Origin of the sequence: Amycolatopsis kentuckyensis (genome assembly GCF_041679295.1) — a bacterium.
Classification (GTDB): Bacteria; Actinomycetota; Actinomycetes; order Mycobacteriales; family Pseudonocardiaceae; genus Amycolatopsis; species Amycolatopsis kentuckyensis_A.
Genome location: NZ_JBGDMD010000003.1, coordinates 1,034,342 through 1,052,709, shown reverse-complemented (window position 1 = coordinate 1,052,709; position 18,368 = coordinate 1,034,342). Strand labels below are relative to the sequence as shown.

The 18,368-nt window shown below is 71.3% G+C and carries 16 protein-coding genes; 11 read left to right on the top strand and 5 right to left on the bottom strand.

Annotation, left to right across the window (positions count from 1 at the left end; genetic code table 11):
- Positions 1-62 precede the first annotated feature (62 nt).
- Both ACERZO_RS16530 and ACERZO_RS16525 read left to right on the top strand, forming a co-directional pair.
- Positions 63-758 carry a flavin reductase family protein gene (locus ACERZO_RS16530; RefSeq protein ID WP_372665523.1) on the top strand — a complete coding sequence of 232 codons (696 nt, stop codon included), beginning with the start codon at positions 63-65 and terminating at the stop codon, positions 756-758.
- A gap of 168 nt (positions 759-926) precedes the next feature.
- On the top strand, positions 927-2,153 hold the full coding sequence (locus tag ACERZO_RS16525) for an HNH endonuclease signature motif containing protein (protein ID WP_372665522.1): 1,227 nt from the start codon (positions 927-929) through the stop codon (positions 2,151-2,153).
- An 847-nt stretch (positions 2,154-3,000) separates the two neighbouring features.
- On the opposite strand, the gene ACERZO_RS16520 is transcribed toward ACERZO_RS16525, so the two are convergent.
- Entirely contained in the window at positions 3,001-3,915 is a 915-nt protein-coding gene (locus ACERZO_RS16520; protein WP_372665521.1) for a hypothetical protein, read from the bottom strand.
- A 116-nt stretch (positions 3,916-4,031) separates the two neighbouring features.
- On the opposite strand from ACERZO_RS16520, the gene ACERZO_RS16515 reads away from it, so the two are divergent.
- From ACERZO_RS16515 to ACERZO_RS16480, 8 genes are all read left to right on the top strand, one after another.
- Entirely contained in the window at positions 4,032-4,955 is a 924-nt protein-coding gene (locus ACERZO_RS16515) for a 2-dehydropantoate 2-reductase (RefSeq protein WP_372665520.1), read from the top strand.
- A 152-nt stretch (positions 4,956-5,107) separates the two neighbouring features.
- Positions 5,108-5,950 (top strand): ESX secretion-associated protein EspG, encoded by an 843-nt coding sequence (locus ACERZO_RS16510; protein WP_372665519.1) that lies wholly within the window; start codon positions 5,108-5,110, stop codon positions 5,948-5,950.
- Positions 5,951-5,970: 20 nt separating this feature from the next.
- Positions 5,971-6,438, top strand: a complete 468-nt coding sequence (locus tag ACERZO_RS16505; RefSeq protein ID WP_372665518.1) for a hypothetical protein — start codon at positions 5,971-5,973, stop codon at positions 6,436-6,438.
- A gap of 8 nt (positions 6,439-6,446) precedes the next feature.
- Complete coding sequence (locus ACERZO_RS16500) at positions 6,447-8,414, top strand: hypothetical protein (protein WP_372665517.1); 1,968 nt, start codon at positions 6,447-6,449, stop codon at positions 8,412-8,414.
- A 4-nt stretch (positions 8,415-8,418) separates the two neighbouring features.
- Positions 8,419-8,760 (top strand): type VII secretion target, encoded by a 342-nt coding sequence (locus ACERZO_RS16495; RefSeq protein WP_372665516.1) that lies wholly within the window; start codon positions 8,419-8,421, stop codon positions 8,758-8,760.
- Positions 8,757-9,302, top strand: coding sequence for a YbaB/EbfC family nucleoid-associated protein (locus ACERZO_RS16490; RefSeq protein ID WP_372665515.1), 546 nt, complete (start codon positions 8,757-8,759; stop codon positions 9,300-9,302). Before ACERZO_RS16495 ends, ACERZO_RS16490 begins: the two co-directional genes overlap by 4 nt.
- Before the next feature lie 54 nt (positions 9,303-9,356).
- Complete coding sequence (locus tag ACERZO_RS16485; RefSeq protein WP_372665514.1) at positions 9,357-9,902, top strand: GNAT family N-acetyltransferase; 546 nt, start codon at positions 9,357-9,359, stop codon at positions 9,900-9,902.
- On the top strand, positions 9,899-11,173 hold the full coding sequence (locus ACERZO_RS16480; protein ID WP_372665513.1) for an MFS transporter: 1,275 nt from the start codon (positions 9,899-9,901) through the stop codon (positions 11,171-11,173). The genes ACERZO_RS16485 and ACERZO_RS16480 overlap by 4 nt, the downstream gene beginning before the upstream one ends.
- On the opposite strand, the gene ACERZO_RS16475 is transcribed toward ACERZO_RS16480, so the two are convergent.
- Both ACERZO_RS16475 and ACERZO_RS16470 read right to left on the bottom strand, forming a co-directional pair.
- Positions 11,159-12,379 (bottom strand): SGNH/GDSL hydrolase family protein, encoded by a 1,221-nt coding sequence (locus ACERZO_RS16475; protein WP_372665512.1) that lies wholly within the window; start codon positions 12,377-12,379, stop codon positions 11,159-11,161. The genes ACERZO_RS16480 and ACERZO_RS16475 overlap by 15 nt on opposite strands.
- Positions 12,380-12,782: 403 nt before the next feature.
- Positions 12,783-13,049 (bottom strand): hypothetical protein, encoded by a 267-nt coding sequence (locus ACERZO_RS16470; RefSeq protein ID WP_372665511.1) that lies wholly within the window; start codon positions 13,047-13,049, stop codon positions 12,783-12,785.
- Positions 13,050-13,277: 228 nt separating this feature from the next.
- Here ACERZO_RS16470 and ACERZO_RS16465 point away from each other — a divergent pair, with 228 nt between their 5' ends.
- Positions 13,278-15,629, top strand: coding sequence for an alpha-L-fucosidase (locus tag ACERZO_RS16465; RefSeq protein ID WP_372665510.1), 2,352 nt, complete (start codon positions 13,278-13,280; stop codon positions 15,627-15,629).
- Here the strand turns inward: ACERZO_RS16465 and ACERZO_RS16460 are convergent.
- Positions 15,626-16,810, bottom strand: coding sequence for a 4-hydroxybenzoate 3-monooxygenase (locus ACERZO_RS16460; RefSeq protein WP_372665509.1), 1,185 nt, complete (start codon positions 16,808-16,810; stop codon positions 15,626-15,628). The genes ACERZO_RS16465 and ACERZO_RS16460 overlap by 4 nt on opposite strands.
- Positions 16,811-16,836: 26 nt before the next feature.
- On the bottom strand, positions 16,837-18,330 hold the full coding sequence (locus ACERZO_RS16455) for an ArnT family glycosyltransferase (RefSeq protein ID WP_372665508.1): 1,494 nt from the start codon (positions 18,328-18,330) through the stop codon (positions 16,837-16,839).
- Positions 18,331-18,368: the final 38 nt, after the last annotated feature.

Here is an 18,368-nt window from a genome sequence, read left to right as displayed (position 1 = left end):
CCGGTGATCGCGACGGCCGATTCCCGCCAGCCCGGCCTTCGTGCCGTGGGCAGGATCGAGGCGTGAACACTTCTGCGCACACGCCCATCGAGCCCGGAATCCTGTACTTCGGCACTCCGGTCGTGTTGATATCCAGTGACAACGAGGACGGGTCGGCCAACCTGGCGCCGATGTCGTCCGCGTTCTGGCTCGGGTGGCGGGCGATGCTCGGGCTCGGGGCCCGGTCCAAGACCACTCAGAACCTGTTGCGTACGCGCGAATGCGTGCTGAATCTGCCTTCGGATTCGTTGGCTGCGGCTGTTGACCGGTTGGCGTTGACCACCGGTTCCGATCCCGTTCCGCCTGGGAAGGTCAAGCGTGGGTACTTCCACGTCGGCGACAAGTTTTCGCGTGCCGGGTTGACTCCGGTTGCGTCCGAGACCGTTTCGCCGCCTCGGGTTGCTGAGTGTCCGGTTGCGATGGAGGCCGTGGTCGAGGCCGTGCATCCGGTTGCCGATGAGGATCCCTTGCAGCGTGGGGGGATTGTGGCTGTCGAGGTGCGGGTGCAGCGGGTTTTCGTGCATGACTCCATTCGGGTTCCGGGGAGTCCTGATCACATCGATCCTGATGCCTGGCGGCCTTTGATCATGAGTTTTCAGAAGCTTTATGGTCTTGGGGCGCAGGTTCATCCTTCTACGTTGGCTCGGATTCCGGAACGGTTGTATCGGGGGCCTGATATTGATCGTTCTCGTTCTGTTGTTTCCGGGGTTCGTGGTTGAGTTTACTGATACGGCTTCGCCGGGGCGTGGGAAATCGGCGCTCCTTGTGGTTGCGTTCTGGTGGTGGTCGGCAGCGCCGATTCCCCACGCTGCGGTGCCCCTACCGGAGTTCCCGGTACTACCTGATCGTGTGATGATCATGCGTTCGAGTTCGGCTAACCTTGTTGTATGGCAACAGAAGCAGTGTGGAAAACAGATGCGGCGGTGCTGGCCGATCGCATCTCCACCCTGCTCGCCGTCGTCCGCTCCGCCGAGGCCGAGATCGGTGCGCTGCTGGCCGAAATCGAGACCCGCGGGGTGATGGAACTCTTCGGCTACCGCTCCACCGCGCGGCTGCTCGAGCACCTCGCGGACATCCCCAAGTCCGCCGCCGAGACGATGGTCAAACGCGCCCGATCCCTCCACCCCAGCCACCACCTCGACAGCACCCCTGCCGTCGCCCCCGCGACCGCTGCGGCCGCCGCGGAAGGCCGCCTGAGCAACCCGATGATCGACACGATCGTCGGCGCCCTCACCCAGATCCCACCCGAGCACCGCGAGGACGCCGAGCAGCACCTGCTGGCTCTGGCCGCCGACGCAGGCCACAAACAAGTCGCGGCCCTGGGTGCCCGCATTCTCGCCCACCTCGACCCCGACGGCCCCGAACCCGACACCACCGAACCCGCGATCCCTCGCCGTGAACTGTCCCTCCGCCGCAAAAGAACCGGGGTATGGGAACTGCACGGCCGCTTCGACGACGACACCGGCAGCCGGGCCAGTGCCCTGCTCGACGCGCTGGCCGAACGCCGCACCACCACCGGCGAGGGTGCCGACCTGCGCTCCCCGCAGGAACGCTACGGCGACGCCTTCTCCGACACGATCGACCTGGCCCTCAACTCTCCGACCCTGCCGATGCAGGCTGGCGAACGAGCCCACGTCATGGTCGCGGTCCACCTCAACGACCTCAAGACCGGTCTCGGCCAGGCCACCCTCGGCGACACCGGCACCATCACCGCGGCCGAAGCCCGGCTGCACGCCTGCGACGCCATGCTCATCCCCGCAGTCCTCGGCGACAAAAGCGAACCCCTCAACCTCGGCCGCCTCCGCCGCTTGATCTCCGCAGGCCTGCGCCGAGCGCTGTACCTGCGCGACCGGGGTTGCGCGTTCCCGGGCTGCCACCGCCCGCCGAGGCATTGCCAGGGCCACCACATCCACCACTGGTCCGAAGGCGGCCCAACAGACCTGAACAATCTGGTCTTGATGTGCGCCCACCACCACCGGCTGCTGCACCGCTCGGGTTGGGAAGTCCGCATCGCCGCCGACGGCCTCCCGGAGTTCCTGCCACCAGCGTTCCTGGACAAGGAACGAAAACCCAGGCGCAACAACCTGCACCAACCGCTGCCCTTCGCAGCGTGACACAACCAAACATGGGACAGGCCCGCAGCCACACGGCTACGGGCCCACACCCACGTCCTCACTCGCCACCGGCAGATCCCACCAACCGTGCCGCGCCCAATCGATTGCCCGCTGCAGCCGGCAGACACCGCCAGCGCGACCGACTTCCTTTGCCACCCAACCAGAACCGCCGCCATCTCAGCCAAACCGGCCGCCCCCGCCTTGCCCCATAGGCAAGCGCAAGAACCACGAGGCCCGTATCTACCGCAGATTGCCAGTCGCCCGCCGCCGGTTGCCTGGGTCTCGCCTTCGCATTGAAAGCGCCAGCTGCCCGCAGGCCGAACCTGCATTCCGCTCTCGTCTTCCTGGCCTGTGTGTGTCGTCGGTTGGCTGGTGCCGTGTCCCAGTTGGCTGCACTGGCTTTCGGAAGTCGACCCTGCATTCGGTTCTTGCCGTCCAGCCTGTGTGTCGCCGGTTGGCTGGCGTCGTGTCCCAGCTGGATGAACTGGCTTTCGCAGGTGGAATCTGCATGCGGCTTTCGTCGTGGCCTGTGTGTCGCGGATTGCCTGGCATCGTGTCCGTACTCGAGGCGCCGGCATTCCGCAGGCCGAACCCGACATCCGCGCCGGTGCGCGCCGTCCGACTGGCCTTACCGCCCTGGTGGTAGCGCTCGCTTCTCGCGCGTTGGGTGCCAGTCGTGAGTCGTGCGCCGGCGGCCGCACAGGCTTCCTGCCTCGCTCGAGGTGGGTGCGCGCGTGGTGAGCTTGCCGCCGCTGCCTGAGTCGCTTGGCCGCCTGAGCCGCGTTCTGTTGCTGGAGGCGCCTGCCGTTCGCAGGTGACCTGCTGCCGTGCGCCGGCTCTCGACAAGTCACATTGCGTCGAGCCGGCCGAGCAGTGGTGCCAACGTCTTGATCCCCGCCGTCACGGCCGCTCGCCCCTTCGCCGAACTCACCGACGGCTGCTGCGTCAACAAAACCACCACATACCGCCCACTCACGACCCCGGTCGTGTTCAACACCAGCGCGTTCCGCAGGATCATCCACCCCTGCTTGATCTGCCACGACCGCCCAGTCAAGCCGTCCGGGATGCCGAAGTACTGGTCCCACCCGTCGTCCGCCGGATTTCGTGCTCCCGCCAAGGCCGCCAGCAACGGTGCCGCCACCTCGTCCGGGATCACGTCCAGCAGATACTCGTACGTCGCCACCACGTCGGACGCGCTCGTCTTCGCCATTCCCCACTGCGTCGGGTCCGTCGGTGGCGTTGTGTGCGTCAACCCGATCAACTCCGCCGTGCGGGTCACTATCGCGTTGCCGCCGTTGCTCTCCCAGAACGCCGATGCTATCGCGTCGTTGCTGCCCTCCAGCATGTCCGTCAGATCCTCGACCGCCTCCGCGTCCGGGAGCGCCCACGTTCCGTCCTGGTGGACCTCGTCGATCGCGATCAGGAGCTTGACCACGGATGCCGTGTAGTACGGGCTTTCCGCGTCCAGCGACGCCAGCTCCTTGTCCGACTCGCGGTCGTACAGGACGAACCCGACATCCGTTCCCCGGGACGCCGCCGTCACCGCGTCGCTCAGCGAGGCAGCCACCGATGACAAGTCGGGATACGGGGCCTCAGACGCCACCGGGCTGATCGCCGTGTCGTCGGGCGGCGCCGAAGCCGCCGATCCCGAAGGTGAAACCGGCGTTGCCCGGTGCGCGTCGGTCGCGACCACCATTCCGGCCGTCAGCGCCGCCGCCGTCAACCCCGCGGCCGCCAGGCTCCGGCGGATCCGTCTTCCCATGCCCGCTCAACGTGCGGTGCACCCCGAACGACCTGTCGTTTTGCTGTGTCTTGCTGTGGAAACGCTGTGGCCGGGAGCACACCGGGACACCCGCGCGGCAGGCGTAGCTTCGAATCGTGAGCGACTTGAAGATTCTCGTGGTCGGCGCCGGGGCGACCGGTGGTTACTTCGGCGGACGGCTGCTGCAGGCCGGCCGCGACGTCACCTTCCTCGTGCGGCCCGCCCGGGCGCGGCTGCTGCGGGAACGCGGGCTGCGGATCGTCGGCCTCGGCGAGGACACCGTTCTCGACGCGCCGCTCGTCGAGACCGGCTCCCTCGACCGGACCTACGACGTCGTGCTGGTCGCCGTCAAAGCCACCGGCCTCGCCTCCGCCATCGACGATTTCGCCCCCGCCGTCGGGCCCGGGACGCTGATCCTGCCGTTCCTCAACGGCCTCGCCCACGTCGACGTCCTCGACAAGCGGTTCGGCTCCGACGCCGTGCTCGGCGGCGTCGCCAAGGTGCAGACCACCATCGACGACGACGGTGCCGTCCGGCGGCTCGGCCCGCTGCAGAGCCTGGCCTACGGCGCTCGCACCGACCCCGCGCCCGAAAAGCTCGCCGCTGTCGACGCTGCCCTGAAAGACGCCGGGTTCACCGCCGACCTGGACCCGCGGATCACCGAGTCGATGTGGGCGAAATGGGTGTTCATCGCCGCGATCGGCGCGGTGAACAGCCTGATGCGCGGCACCATCGGCGACGTCGTCGCCGTCCCCGGCGGCACGGAGTTCGCCGAGGCCGTCGTAGCCGAAGCGGCCGCCGTCGCCGCGGCCGCCGGGTACCCGGTGCCCGCCGCCGACCTCGCCGCCACGCGGAAGACCGTCACCGACCCCGCGATGGGGGGATCTTCGCTGTACCGCGACCTGCTCGGCGGTCACCCGGTCGAGGGGGAGCAGATCTTCGGCGACCTCACCGCGCGTGCCCGTGAGCTGGGCGTCGCGACGCCGCTACTCGATCTTGTCACCCTTCAGCTGCGCGTTCACCAGCACCGCATCGGGTGACGTGCTCACCCAGCGCGCTTTGCCCGCACAGGCCGGGGATCGTGGTCTTTCGGGCACCCGCGTGGCGGCGCCGACGCGGGGTTCCCGGGCACTGCTAACCTTCGGCAGGAAGGTTGCTTGAGGGTTTGACGAACGGAATGCAGCGAGGGGAAATGGCGGACAGGTTCGAGTTCGTCCTCGAGGTCGTCGAAGCCCTCGTCGTCGGCCAGGCGACCGGCGGCGACATCCGGCGGTACCCGTTGCGCGCGGGCAACCTCCCGGCGGACCCGGTGCGGTTCGTGCGGGTCGCGCGCCAGGTGTACGACGCGCTCGAGGAGCGACGGCTTTCGGTTTCCGGCGAGCTGCACCCGGGCGTGCGGACGGCGTTCGAGCTGCTCGCCGAGCCGCGGGTTTCGGTTGCGGTCAGCGGGATCGACGGCCTCGGCGCCGACGTCGCCGTGCTCGTGGTCACCGACGGCGCCCAGGCGCTCGGCATCACCCAGGCCCCGGACAACGACGAGCTGCTGTTCTCGCTGTTCGCCGACGAGGAGCTGGTCGAGGTCGTCACCGGCGTCCTGCCGCCGGCCCCAGCCGCGACCACCGGCAAGCACGTCGTGCACCGCGCGGCCGGGCGCGAGGTTTCCGCGATGACGGCGAAGCGGATCGCGGACGCCGAGTTCGACGAAGAAGAGACCGACGCCTTCGGCATGATCGAGGTCAAGGCCGTGGTGCGGCCGGGCCGCCGGCCGCCGGCGCCGAAGCCGTCGGACGTCGCCGTGCTCGAACGCGTGCTCGCCGAACCGCGGCTCGGCGGCGGCCACATCGCCGTCAGCGCCCAGGGCCGGCGCGGCGAGCGGCTCGCGGGCGACCCGCTGAGCTGGCTGGACACCGCCGACGGCCGCTACCTGGTGCGCACCACGACCGGCGAGGCCGGCGAACTGACCGCCGAGTACGTACCGGCCGGGCGGGCCGACCTCGCCCGCGCGATCCGCGACGCCATCGCCGCGGTGTACTGACCGGAAAGGGAACAGTCCTGATGACGGAAGAGACCGAGGCGGTTGCCCAGGCTCTCCAGGCGACGGTGCAGATGCAGACCGCGACCGAACCCGCCCAGAAGGCGATGGCCGCGGTCCGCGTCGGACTGGCCGGCGCCCAGCTGAAGCGGCTCGCGCAGACCGGCGGCTTCGCCATCGACGACACCACGGGCAACCAGCTGATCGAGGCCCTGGAAGGCGTGCTCGAGACGCTCGAGCAGCGCTGGGCGAACCTGCAGCGGCTGCACGACGCGCCGGCGATGAGCCGGACCGCGACCGGCCAGTGGGTCTCCGCGCACATGGTGAGCACCGCCGCCGACGAAAACGGCCTGGTCACCCAGCTGCAGGCGGCCCGCCAGGAGTTCCCGACCTACATCGAGGCCATCAAGCTGGCCAAGCAGAACTACAAGTCCCGGGAAGAGACCACGCGCGCGACGCTGACCTCGCTCCCGACCGCCGACCAGAGCTGAGGGAGACCGTGGCAGCCACCGCCGAGTCCGTCTCGGACCCGTCGTCCCCGGACTACAACCCGCGCAGTCCGCTCTACGACGTGACGGCCGATTCGTCGTCGAAGTACTACGTCGGGCCGCTGAAGGCGGACAACGTGCCCTCGGGCGACGAGATCCGCGAGATGGCCACCCAGCAGATCGACGACGAGATCCGGGCCGGCTGGCTCGGCCCCGCCGTGGACCCGGTGCTGCGCGACAAGAAGATCCAGGAGCTGTACCAGCAGCACCTCGACAACGCCAAGCACGGCCTCGACGAGGGTCTCACCATGCGTGAGAACGGCGGCGCCCCGAAGACGCTCTGGGCCAATGCCAGCCACGAGCAGATGAACGACGCCATCACGCAGGACGCCAACCCGGCGACCGTCGCGGAGACGTCGGAGGAGTGGGTGAGCGTCGGCAACGACCTCGGCACCCACCAGAAGACCCTCGGCGACGCGATCAACGCGAGCACCAGCAACTGGCAGGGCGACGCCGGTGACGCCGTCCGCGAGCACCTCGCCGGCGTCGGCAAGTGGCTCGGCGCGACCGCGCAGGGCGCGACCCTCGCCGGGCGCCAGCAGGAGATCCACTCCCAGGCGCTGAACGAGACCCAGCGGCAGATGGTCGCGAACCCGCCGGTGCAGTTCGACCTGCAGAGCACCAACCAGAAGCTGATGTCGATGACCGACCCCGTGCAGTACGCGGCGGCGGCCGGCGAAGCGATGCAGACCTACCGGGCCCAGCAGGCCGCGCGGGACCACGCCGCGCAGATCCTGACGCAGTACGACGAGACCATCGGCGCCGCGGTCGCGACGCCGCGGTTCCCCGCCCCGCCGAAGCTCCCGACGGCCACCGCGCAGCGGCAGGGCGTCGCGGCCTCGGGCTCGGGTGGCGCGGGCGCGAGCGGCGCCCAGCCGCTCATGGCGCGCACCGCGATGGACCCGGCGCTCGACCCCACGGCCGCGGGCCGCACCCCGGCCGGCCTGGACGCCGCCGGGCTCGGCGGCGCGGGCGGCGCAGGGGCCGGCGGTGCCGGGGGCAGCGGTTCCTTCGGCGGCGCGGGCATCCCGGGCGGCGGCGGTCCCGGCACCGAGGGCTTCTCCGGCAGCGGCATCCCCGGTGGCGGCGCCGGCGGCTCGGGCTTCTCCGGAGCCGGTATCCCGGCCGCCAGTGGCGGCGGGGCCGGTGGTTCGGGCTTCTCGGGAGCAGGCATCCCCGAGATCCCCGGCGGCAGCTTCACCGGGTCCGGCATCCCCGGCTCGTCGGTGCCGGGCTCCGGCGACTCGACGACGACGTCCGGCTTCAGCCCCTCCGGGATCCCCGGGGGCGGCGGTACCGGCGGCAGCTCCTACACGCCGCCGTCGATCCCGAACATCCCGGACGTCTCCGGTGGCGGCGGCGGTGGCATCCGCGGCGGCAGCCCGATCCCCGGCTTCACCCCGCCCGGCATCGACCCGATCACCGGCCTGCCCACCGGCACCGGCCCCGGGGGCGTTCCCGGCGGCGGCATCCCCGGCGGCGGCACCGGCAAGATGCCGACCATCGGCCGCGGCGGCGGGATCAACGGCGAAAGCATCGCGAGCCGCCTCGGCGGCATCGGCGGCGGTGCCGGTGGCGGCTCCCTCGGCGGGATCGGCGGCGGTGGCGCGGGTGCCGGCGGCGTCGGCGGTGGCGTGCGCGGCACGGGCGCGGGCAGCCTGGGCGGCGGTGCCGCGTCCGGTGCGGCCGCGGAGGCCGAAGCGGCGGCGGCGCGGAACGCGGGCCTGGCCGGCAAGTCCGGCGCGGCGGGCAGCCCCGGCATGGGCGGCATGGGTGCCGGCCGCGGCGGCAAGAAGGAAGACGACAAGGAACACAAGTCGGCCGACTACCTCGAGAGCGACGACCCGAACTTCTTCGCGGGCGAGCAGGTCGTGGCGCCGCCGGTGATCGGTGACTGGAAGAACCAGGATTGGAAGTGAACGCATGACGGCCGCGGGCTTCGAGGTCGAGCCGGACGAGCTGGTCGCGCACGCGAGCCACGTCGAGAGCCTGGTGGACCGGCTCGACACGGCGTCGGCCGCGGCCGACTCGGCGATGTCGGACCACGCCTACGGGCTGCTGTGCGCGTTCCTGCCGCCGATCATCCGGCCGACGGGGGAGAAGGCGAAGGAAGCGCTCACCGCGTCGGCGGAAGGCGTCCGCGGGCTCGCCGACAACGTCAAGACGGCCGCGCAGTCCTACCGCGACGGCGAAGAGGCCAACGCCCAGCCGTTCGAGCGCCAGCTCGCCGCGTCACCGCGCACGGCGGAATCGAGGCAGGCGTGACGTCCCCGAACAACGGCCTGGGCGACCTGATCCGCGACCCGGACGAGGCGATCCGCCGGATGGACGACTGGGCGGCCGGGTTCGCGGCCAAGGCGCAGCGCTACCAGGCGGCGCAGGAGGAGACCGAACGGCTGCGGCTGACCGCGAGCAGCAGCGACGGGGCCGTCAGCGTCACCGTCGGCGCCGACGGCACGGTCACCGACCTGACGTTCAGCAACAAGGTCAAGTCGTTCCCGCTGGACGAGCTGTCCCGGGCCATCCTGACCACCATGCGGCGGGCGCAGTCCGGCATCGCCGAGAAGGTGGCCGGGGTGATGTCCGAGCAGCTCGGCGACGAGGACCGCGAGACCCGGACGCTGCTGCTGGACAACCTCCGCGGCCGGTTCCCCGACCCGGACGAGCCGGAGGACCAGCCGCCCGCCGAGCCGCCGCCGGCGCCGTCCGGTGGCGCCGCGACGCCGCCCGCGTCTTCGGGGCCGGGGACGCCGCCGCGCCGCGGGACCGCGGCCGATCCGGACGAGCAGGACAACAACCCCTGGTGACGAGCGGCTGAACGACGTCTCGACAGGACGGCTTCCGGGGTCGACACTGAGCCGATGACCGGCCTGATCCCCGGAAGCCGCGTCCGGCTGCGCCCTGCCGCAGCCGAGGACGCCGCCCGGTTCGAGGAGATCCTGTCGCACCCGGACATCGCCCGCTGGTGGGCGGACGCCGAAGAACCGGTGGCCACCCAAGTGTCCTACCTGCTCGACCCCGACGAGGGCACGACGACGTACGCCATCGAGCTCGATGACGTGTCGGGCACCGTCGTGGGCATCGAGCTGGCCTTCGAGGAGGCCGACCCGCAGTACCGGCACGCCGGGATCGACATCGCGGTGCACCCGGACTGGCAGGGCCGCGGCATCGGAACGGACGCGATCCGGACGCTGGCCGAGCACCTGTTCACCGTGCGCGGGCACCACCGGCTGGTGATCGACCCCGCGGCGGACAACAAGTCCGCGATCCAGCTGTACCGGTCGCTGGGCTTCCAGCCGGTCGGCCGGATGCGGGCGTACGAACGCGGTCCGGACGGCAGCTGGCACGACGGGCTGCTGATGGACCTGCTGGCCGAAGACCTCGTCCCCGCGCTGGCCGGCTCGTGAGCACCCCGGTCGCGGCACGACAGCTGCGGCGGGTGGCCGTGGCGAGCGCGATCGGGACCACCATCGAGTGGTACGACTACTTCATCTACAGCACGGCGACGGCGCTCGTGTTCGGCAAGCTCTTCTTCACGACGCTCTCGCCCGCGTCCGGCACGCTGGCCGCGTTCGCGACGCTCGGCGTCGGGTTCCTGGCCCGCCCGGTCGGCGGGATCCTCTGGGGCCACTTCGGCGACCGCGTGGGCCGCAAGGCGATGCTGGTGCTGTCGCTGCTGCTGATGGGTTTCGCGACGGTCGGCGTCGGCCTGCTGCCGACCTACTCGGCGATCGGTGTCTGGGCCCCGATCCTGCTGCTCGTCCTGCGGTTGCTGCAGGGGTTGAGCGCGGGCGGCGAGTGGGGCGGCGCGGCGCTGATGGCGGTCGAGCACGCGCCGGAAGACCGGCGCGGGCGGTACGGCGCGTTCTCGCAGATCGGCGTCCCGGCCGGGCTGATCCTGGCGCAGCTGCTGTTCTTCATCCTCGGCCGGTCGCTGACCGACGCGCAGTTCGCTTCGTGGGGCTGGCGGGTGCCGTTCCTGGCGAGCATCGTGCTCGTCGGCGTCGGCCTGGTGATCCGGCTGCGGATCGAGGAGACGCCGGTGTTCGCGCGGCTGCGGGAGGAAGAAGCGCGCAGCAGCCGGCCGATGGTCGACGTCTTCCGCGAACGGCCCCGGGCGCTGCTGGTGGCCTCGGGCAGCTTCATCGCCAACACCGCGGTCGGCTACATCTTCCTGGCGTACCTGCTTTCCTACGGCACGTCGGTGCTCAAGATCGACCGCACGACGTTGCTGGTCGTGGTCATCGTCGGCAGCCTGACGTGGCTGGTGAGCATCCTCGTCACGGCGGCGTGGTCCGACCGCGTCGGCCGCAAACCGGTGTACCTGGCCGGGTCGATCCTGCTCGTCGTCTGGCCGATCCCGTTCTTCCTGCTGGTGGACACCAAGGCCGTGGTCTGGCTGATCGTCGCGGTCGTGGTGCTGAACATCGGGCTGGGCGCGACGTACGGGCCGCAGTCGGCGTTGTTCGCGGAGCTGTTCGAGCCGCGGTACCGCTACAGCGGCGCGTCGTTCTCCTACGCCGTCGGCGCGGTGCTGGGCGGCGGGTTCGCGCCGCTGATCGCGACGGCGCTGCAGACGTCCACCGGTACTTCGCTTTCGGTGTCGCTCTACCTCGTCGCGGTGGCGCTGCTGAGCTTGGTGGCGGTGCTGTTCATCCCGCGGTCACAGCCGGTCTAGCCGGACCGCGGCGGCCATCCGCTCGTAGCCCGCGTCGCCCGGGTGGAGGTGGTCGCCGGAGTCGTAGGCCGGGAGCATCCGCAGCGGGTCGGCGGGGTCGCGGACGGCGGCGTCGAAGTCGACGAAGCCGTCGAAGACCCCGCTGGTGCGGATGAACGCGTTCACCGCGGTGCGGGTCGCTTCGAGGGTTTCGTCGTAGACGCGCCAGCCCTTGAACGGCGTGAGCGTGCCGCCGAGGACGCGGATGCCGCGCGCGTGCGCCTGCGTCACCAGCTGCCGGTAGGCCGACGTGATCGCGTCCGGGTCGGTCTGGTGCGGGTCCTGCTGGATGTCGTTGATGCCCTCCAGCACGATCAGCGTCCGGACGCCGCCGACGCTCAGCACGTCGCGGTCGAAGCGGGACAACGCGTTCTGGCCGGCGCCGGAGCCGGGGACGTCGAGCAGCAGCCGGTTGGCGCTGATGCCGGCGTTGAGCACGCCGAAGCGGCCGTGCAGGCGGTCGGCGAGGTAGTCCGGCCAGCGGTGGTTGGCCCCGGCGACCGAGCCGACGCCGTCGGTGATCGAGTCGCCGAGCGTCACGATCGAGGCTTCGGCGCCGCCTTGGACGTCGACGCCGGAAACGTAGTGCCAGACGGACGTCTGCTCGGTGTAGGGCGCGCCCGCCTCGCTGCCGGCGAAGTCGCCGGCGCGGGTGAAGTACGACGTCTGCGACGCGGCCGGGTGGTAGGTGACCGGGCCGGACTTCGTGGGCACGTAGGTCGTGACGAGCAGGTTGGCGTCCGCGGGCACCCGCAGGGCGACCGGATCGCTGAGCGCTTCGGCGCCGGCGGGGACGACGACGCTGGGCGCACCGCCGAAGGTGAGCGAGCGCAGGCTGCCGGGGACGGCGTCGGGACCGTTCGCCTGCACGGCGATGGTGACGTGCCCGAAAGTCAGGGGAGCTGCGCCGAAGGCGTTGGAGAGGTGGACCCGCGTGCGGTTGCCGCCGGCGCTGGAGTGCACGACGTTGCGGATCGAGAAGCCGGGGTAGCCGTCCGGGGTGTTGGCCACCGCGGCCGCGGGCGCGGCGGCCCAGGTGCCGACCCAGCCGTTGACGGCGTGCTCGGCGGCCGCCGGGAGAGCGCTTTCAGGTTTCGCGCTGCCGGATGTCGTGAGGATGCCGAACCCCGCCAGGACTGCCGCGCTCACGGCCAGGAAGCGTCGCATCCACTCACAGTGGCGCGGCTGTTCCGGACCGGGGACCGCTGATCAGGTGAGCGAATCGGACAAGATCCCGGACAGTGCCCGGGAGGCCGGGGGCGGGCCCGTCCGGGATTCTGGGGATGCCGGACGGGCCCGCGCGAGGTGGCCGTTGCCGCGACGGCCGCTCGCCGGAGTGCCCGGTCCCGATCGGGCGGAGGCTGGCCCGGATCGTTTGCTTCGTGGCGACTCCGGAGGGCGTGTGCGAGACGCCCTCACCCAGAGCACGGCCGCCGGTGCGCGGCGGTTCACGCAGTTCCCGAGGTTTTTCGCGAGGCGGCGGACCCCGAACGACGTGAATGACTCATTCATGTCACCTGACGACAGGAATGAGTCATTCACTACGTTCGAAGCCCGCCGGCGGCTCCGCTCAGGCGGCAGCGGGAAAGCCGCCGCCCAGTGCGCGGTGGCCGGCGTCGGTCAACCGGGCCGGCGCCCACTGGCCCGGCGACGGCGTGCCGGCCGCGCGGATCAGCCCGGCGCGGGCGAGGTCGTGGGCGGTGTTCTGGTCGCAGCACGGCAACCCGTCCACGCGGAGGTCGGGTGCACAGCTGCAGCGGAGCTCGGCGCGCCCGTCGAGGACCGCCTTGAGCATGGCGATCGCGCGGCGGCTCAGCGCGTTCTGAGGGGTCGGCATCGGTCTGGCCTTTCGGTGCGCGGCTGGTTCTGACGACGAGTGCTGCAGCTCGTACCGAGAACCACGAGCCGGATCCGAGCGAGGTTCACTTCGATCGCCTCTTGACACCGACTGACCCAGCGAGCAGGGTCAGTCATCGGATGAATCAGCCCCGCCAACGACAGAACGGCCAGCAAAGGCCGAACTCTGCCGTCCTTCCGCCGTAGTCATCCGATCCCTGGAGGTTCAGTGACGACCTTCCCCCGCCGGCAAGCCCTCGGCATCGCACTCGGTGGCGCCGTGGCGCTCAGCGCGGCCGGCCTCACCCCCGCCGGTGCCGCCGTGCCCGTGGACGCCGCCCCGGACAGCCCCGGCACCCCGATCGTCCCGCCCCCGCCGCCCGTCCCCGTCGCGCTCGACCCGTGGTTCTCCAACGACGGCATCGACAGCGCGTCCGCAACCGGCGGCGACTTCGACGGCTCCGGCTACACGTTCCCCGCCGAGCACCTGCCCGCCGGTCGGACGACCACCGTCGGCGGCGTTCCGTTCACGCTCGGCTCCGCGGCCGCCGGCGCGAAGAACAACATCGCCGCCACCGGCCAGACGATCGACCTGCCGAAAGGCCGCTACTTCGTCGCGTACTTCCTGGTCGCCGCCAGCTACGGCACGACCGGCGGCACGGCCACCGTGCACTACGCCGACGGCAGTACGAGCACCGGTTCCCTCTCCGGCCCCGACTGGTACACCGGCACCGGCGCGCTGGTCTCGCCGTTCCGCTACGCACCCGGCGGCGTCGTCGACAACAACCCGGTTTCCCTGGCCACCGGCCAGGTCTGGGTCGACCCGGCCCGCGAAGCCGTCGCCCTGACCCTGCCCACCACGGCCAACCCCGCACCGAACATCTCCAGCCTGCACGTCTTCGCGCTCACCCTGCAGCCGGTGGCCGTCGGCCGCTCGGCGCTGGTCCTCGACAGCCGCTCGACGGTGAACATCCTGGCCGACGGCGGTCCGCAGGCCGCCGAGGCGACCGTCGTCAACGCCGGCACCGTGTGGCTCGGCGCCGGGGACCGGGTGAGCGTCACCGTCGACGTCCCCGGCGGCCGGACGACCGTGCCGGCAACCATCCGTGCACTGGCGCCGGGGGAGCAGGCGACCGTCCGGCTCGGCATCGCGCCGAACGCGTCCGTGCCGCCGGGGACGACCACGAACGGCCAGGTGCGCGTCACCGCCGGCCGCGGCACCCTCGCGACCCAGCAGATCCCGATCACCCTCGGGATCCCGGACTTCCGGCCCACCGACGCCTCGCTGTCGACGCACCGGGCGCCGTATTGGTTCACCGACAGCAAGTTCGGCATCTTCATCCACTGGGGCGTGTACGCCGTGCCCGCGTGGGCGCCGGTCGGGCAGCAGTACGCGGAGTGGTACTGGCAGAACCAGCAGGACCCGAACGGCGCGACCTACGCCTACCACCGGGAAAAGTACGGCGAAAACTTCGTCTACGACGACTTCATCCCGCTGTTCACCGCGGCGAAGTTCGACCCGCGCAGCTGGCTGAAGCTCATCGCGGACGCCGGCGCCGAGTACTACGTCCTGACGTCGAAGCACCACGACGGCTTCGCGTTGTGGGACACCAAGGTCAGCGACCGCAACTCCGTGAAACTCGGTCCCAGGCGCAACATCATCGACGAGCTCTTCACGGCGTCCCGGAAGTACACGCCCCAGCTGCGCAACGGCCTGTACTTCTCGCTGCCCGAGTGGTTCAACCCGGACAACCCGTGGATGGGCCACGCGCCGCGCAACCCGTACACCGGCGCGCCGCTGCCCTACACCGGGTACACCGCGGGCAAGGACTTCGTCCGCGACTACCAGGCGCCGCAGGTGCTGGAGCTGATCTCGGAGTTCGACCCGGACGTCCTGTGGTTCGACATCGGCGGCGTCAACGACACGCGGAACACGATCACCGAGTACTTCAACCACGCCAAGAACCGCAAGCGCCCCAAGGACGTCACCTACAACGACCGCGGCGGCATCCCCGACCACGACTTCACGACGCCGGAGTACACGACGTACCCGAACACCGTGGTGGCGAAGTGGGAAGCGAGCCGCGGCCTCGACCCGTTCTCCTACGGCTACAACCGCGCGACCCCCGACGACCGGTACATGACGGCGGAGGAGGTCGTCCGGACGCTCGTCGACATCGTGTCGAAGAACGGCAACTTCCTGCTCGACATCGGCCCGGACTTCGACGGCACGATCCCGGACGTCATGCAGAAGCACCTGCGCGACGCGGGCGCGTGGCTGAAGGTGAACGGCGAAGCCATCTACGGCACGACGTACTGGTCACGAATGGCCCAGCTCGGCGACCTGCGGTTCACGGTCAAGCAGAACGAGGCGTTCTACGTGCACTCACTGGTGGCGCCGGGCAGCAGGCTGGTGGTCGACGCACCGGTCCCGATCCGCGCCGGCGACCGCGTGACGCTGCTGGGCTACCGCGGGAACCTGCACTGGACCGTCGAAAACGGCGCGCTGGTGATCGACGTCCCGGCCGCGGCCCGGCAGGCCGGCCGCTACGCGTGGGTGTTCAAGGTCGCCTGGAGCTAGAGGTCGGCGTTCTTGCCGATGTACAGCTCCGCGAACGCCGCCGCGGCCGCGGGCGAGCCCAGCAGGCGACGCATCCGGGCTTCCGCGATGCGCGCCGCGAACGGGTTCTCGTCCGTGGCCGCGGTGTGGTGGAAGATGTCCGACAGCCACTGGGAAAACTCCTGGTACTGCCACACCAGCGGCAGGCACGCGTCGGAGTACCCGGCCAGCTTCGTGGGGTCGCCCGCGTAGTGCGCCCGGTAGGCCTCGGCGAGCAGGAACGCGTCGTGCAGCGCGAGGTTCATGCCCTTCGCCGCGATCGGCGCGACCAGGTGCGCCGACTCGCCCGCCAGGTGCAGCCGGCCGTGCGCCATCGGCTCCACGACGTAGTTGTGCATGTCGAGGATCCGCTTCTCGATCAGCTTCCCCTCGGTGATCGGCCCGTCCGGCACCGCCAGCCGGGCCTTCAGCTCCGTCCAGACGCGCTCGTCGGGCCAGTCGGCCTCGGTCTCACCCGCCGCCGTCTGGAGGTAGAACCGGGTCACTGCCGGCGTGCGGGCCATGTGCGCGCCGAACCCGCGCGGGTGGATGCCGAACAGGACGCCGTCGGCGGACGGCGGTGCCTCCGCGAGCAGGGCCAGCCAGCCGATTCCGTAGTCGTGGTGGGCCTTCACGGTGGTTTCCGGCGGCAGGTACCCCTGCGTGACGCCGCGGGCGCCGTCGCAGCCGGCGACGAAGTCGCACTCGATCCGGTGCTCCCCGGCGGCGGTCCGGAACGTGACGGCGGGCGAGTCCGACGTCAGGTCGTGCAGCCGGACGCCGGAGACCTCGAAGACGGCATCGCCACCCGCGTCGGTGTACTGCGCGACCAGGTCGGTCACCAGAAGCTGTTGCGGGTAAACGAAATGCCGCTGCCCGGTGACGTCGCCGTAGCGGAAGGCGTGCCGGCGCCCGGCGAACCGGAACTCGAACGCCTCGTGCCGCGGTGCCTTCGCGACGAGCTGCTCGCCGAGGCCGCGCTCCTCGAGCCCGCGGACGGCCCACTCCTCGATGAACCCGGCCCGCGGCCGCTGTTCGATGAACGCCCGGCTTTCGGTTTCCAGCAGCACGCAGGGGATCCCCGCGCGCCGCAGGAGGTTCGCCACCGTGAGCCCGGCCGGACCCGCCCCCACCACGGCCACCGCCGTGCGCGTCGCCACCATGCGCCCGAGGGTAGCGCGAACCGGGCTCAGTAGAACTGGCGCAGTTTCGGCCACGCCGTCGACCACGGCTCGGTCAGCGTGCACAACGACAGCGGGGTGCCGTTCTCGTCGTTGTCGACGCCTTCTGCCGGGTGGTACTTGGTCACCGTCCGGCACCCGGTGATCAGCCGCGACGCGGGCGACCCGCGTTCGAAGCCGCCGACGAGCAGGACCGGGCCGACGAGCCGGTCCGGCGGCGGACCCCAGTCGGCGTAGGACATGTGCGGCGAGTACGGCTGGGGCAAGCCGAGCGCCGGCCCGTAGTGCTCGAGTGCGCCGGCCTCCCCGTAGTTCCCCGCGACGATCACCGCGGTGTCCCGTTCGGTGGCCGGGATCCGCGCCCACGCGCCGGCGACCGATTCCGCGAACCCGGGCCAGCCGACCTGCTCGCCGGGTTCCTTGTTGACCGCCAGCAGCGGGCCGTCCAGCGCCGACGCCGGCACCACCGGGAGTCCGGTGAGGACGGACACGGCCACGCACACCGCGACCGCGACGCCGGTCAGCGCGCGCCGGGCCGTGCCACCCCGGCCGAGCCACCGCAGCGCCGGGTCCGCGCCGAGCGCCACGAGCGGCAGCAGCAACGGCACCGAGTAGTACGGCTTCCCGCCCAGGACCAGGAGTTCGGCGCAGACGACCGCGTAGGCGATCGCGAGGGCGCGGGCCCAGCGCAGGGCGGGATCGCGCCACGGCGGCACGAGCCCGGCGATCCACACGGGCACGAGCACGGGGGAGAGGTACACCAGCTGCATCGGCACGAACAGCGCGCGGTTCTCGCCGCCGTCGTCCTCGCTGATGCCGCCGGCGACGGTGAGCATCGGCCAGCCGTGCGCCGCCTGCCAGACCACCACGGGCGCGGCCAGCGCGGCGGCGATCCCGGTGCCGGCGGCGAGCCACCACGTCCGCAGCACCCGGCGCGGCCCGGCGACGGCCACGCCGATGCCGAGCCCGGACAGCAGGAGCAGGACGAGCCACTTGTTCGCCATCCCGAGCCCGGCGGCGGCGCCGACGGCGAGCCACCACCGGCCGTCGCCGGTGCGCAGGAGCTTCAGCCCGAACAGGGCGATCAGCGACCACAGCAGGACGTCCGCGGAGTTCGTCGCCAGCATGTGCGACACGACCAGGACGTACGCCGAGAGCGCCGTCGCGATCGCCGTGAACAGCTGGGCGCCGCGGCCGCCGCCGAACTCGCGGGCGATCAGCGCGACGACCACGACGGTCGCCATGCCGAGCAGGGTCGCGGCCACGCGCAGGCCACTCGGTGTCTCGCCGAACAGCGCCGTCGACGCGCGGGCGAGCCACGGCGTGATCGGCGGGTTGTCGACGTAGCCCCAGTCCGGCCGGTGGCCCGCCGCGACGAAGTACAGCTCGTCGCGGTGGAAGCCGTACCGGCCGGACAGCGCGGTCAGCACAACTGCTTGGACGGCGACGACGATCCCCACTGGCAACGCGGCGAACCGCGGCAGGTCACGACCGGCCCCCATGGCAGTCTCCCCTCGGCGTGCCCGGATCGTACGCCGGT

Bases quoted from the DNA above. Each gene is read 5' to 3' on its own strand.
- ACERZO_RS16525 (WP_372665522.1), top strand. From the start codon at position 927: ATGGCAACAGAAGCAGTGTGGAAAACAGATGCGGCGGTGCTGGCCGAT.
- ACERZO_RS16510 (WP_372665519.1), top strand. From the start codon at position 5,108: ATGGCGGACAGGTTCGAGTTCGTCCTCGAGGTCGTCGAAGCCCTCGTC.
- ACERZO_RS16495 (WP_372665516.1), top strand. From the start codon at position 8,419: ATGACGGCCGCGGGCTTCGAGGTCGAGCCGGACGAGCTGGTCGCGCAC.
- ACERZO_RS16520 (WP_372665521.1), bottom strand. From the start codon at position 3,915: ATGGGAAGACGGATCCGCCGGAGCCTGGCGGCCGCGGGGTTGACGGCG.
- ACERZO_RS16460 (WP_372665509.1), bottom strand. From the start codon at position 16,810: ATGGTGGCGACGCGCACGGCGGTGGCCGTGGTGGGGGCGGGTCCGGCC.
- ACERZO_RS16485 (WP_372665514.1), top strand. From the start codon at position 9,357: ATGACCGGCCTGATCCCCGGAAGCCGCGTCCGGCTGCGCCCTGCCGCA.
- ACERZO_RS16475 (WP_372665512.1), bottom strand. From the start codon at position 12,379: ATGCGACGCTTCCTGGCCGTGAGCGCGGCAGTCCTGGCGGGGTTCGGC.
- ACERZO_RS16505 (WP_372665518.1), top strand. From the start codon at position 5,971: ATGACGGAAGAGACCGAGGCGGTTGCCCAGGCTCTCCAGGCGACGGTG.
- ACERZO_RS16455 (WP_372665508.1), bottom strand. From the start codon at position 18,330: ATGGGGGCCGGTCGTGACCTGCCGCGGTTCGCCGCGTTGCCAGTGGGG.
- ACERZO_RS16470 (WP_372665511.1), bottom strand. From the start codon at position 13,049: ATGCCGACCCCTCAGAACGCGCTGAGCCGCCGCGCGATCGCCATGCTC.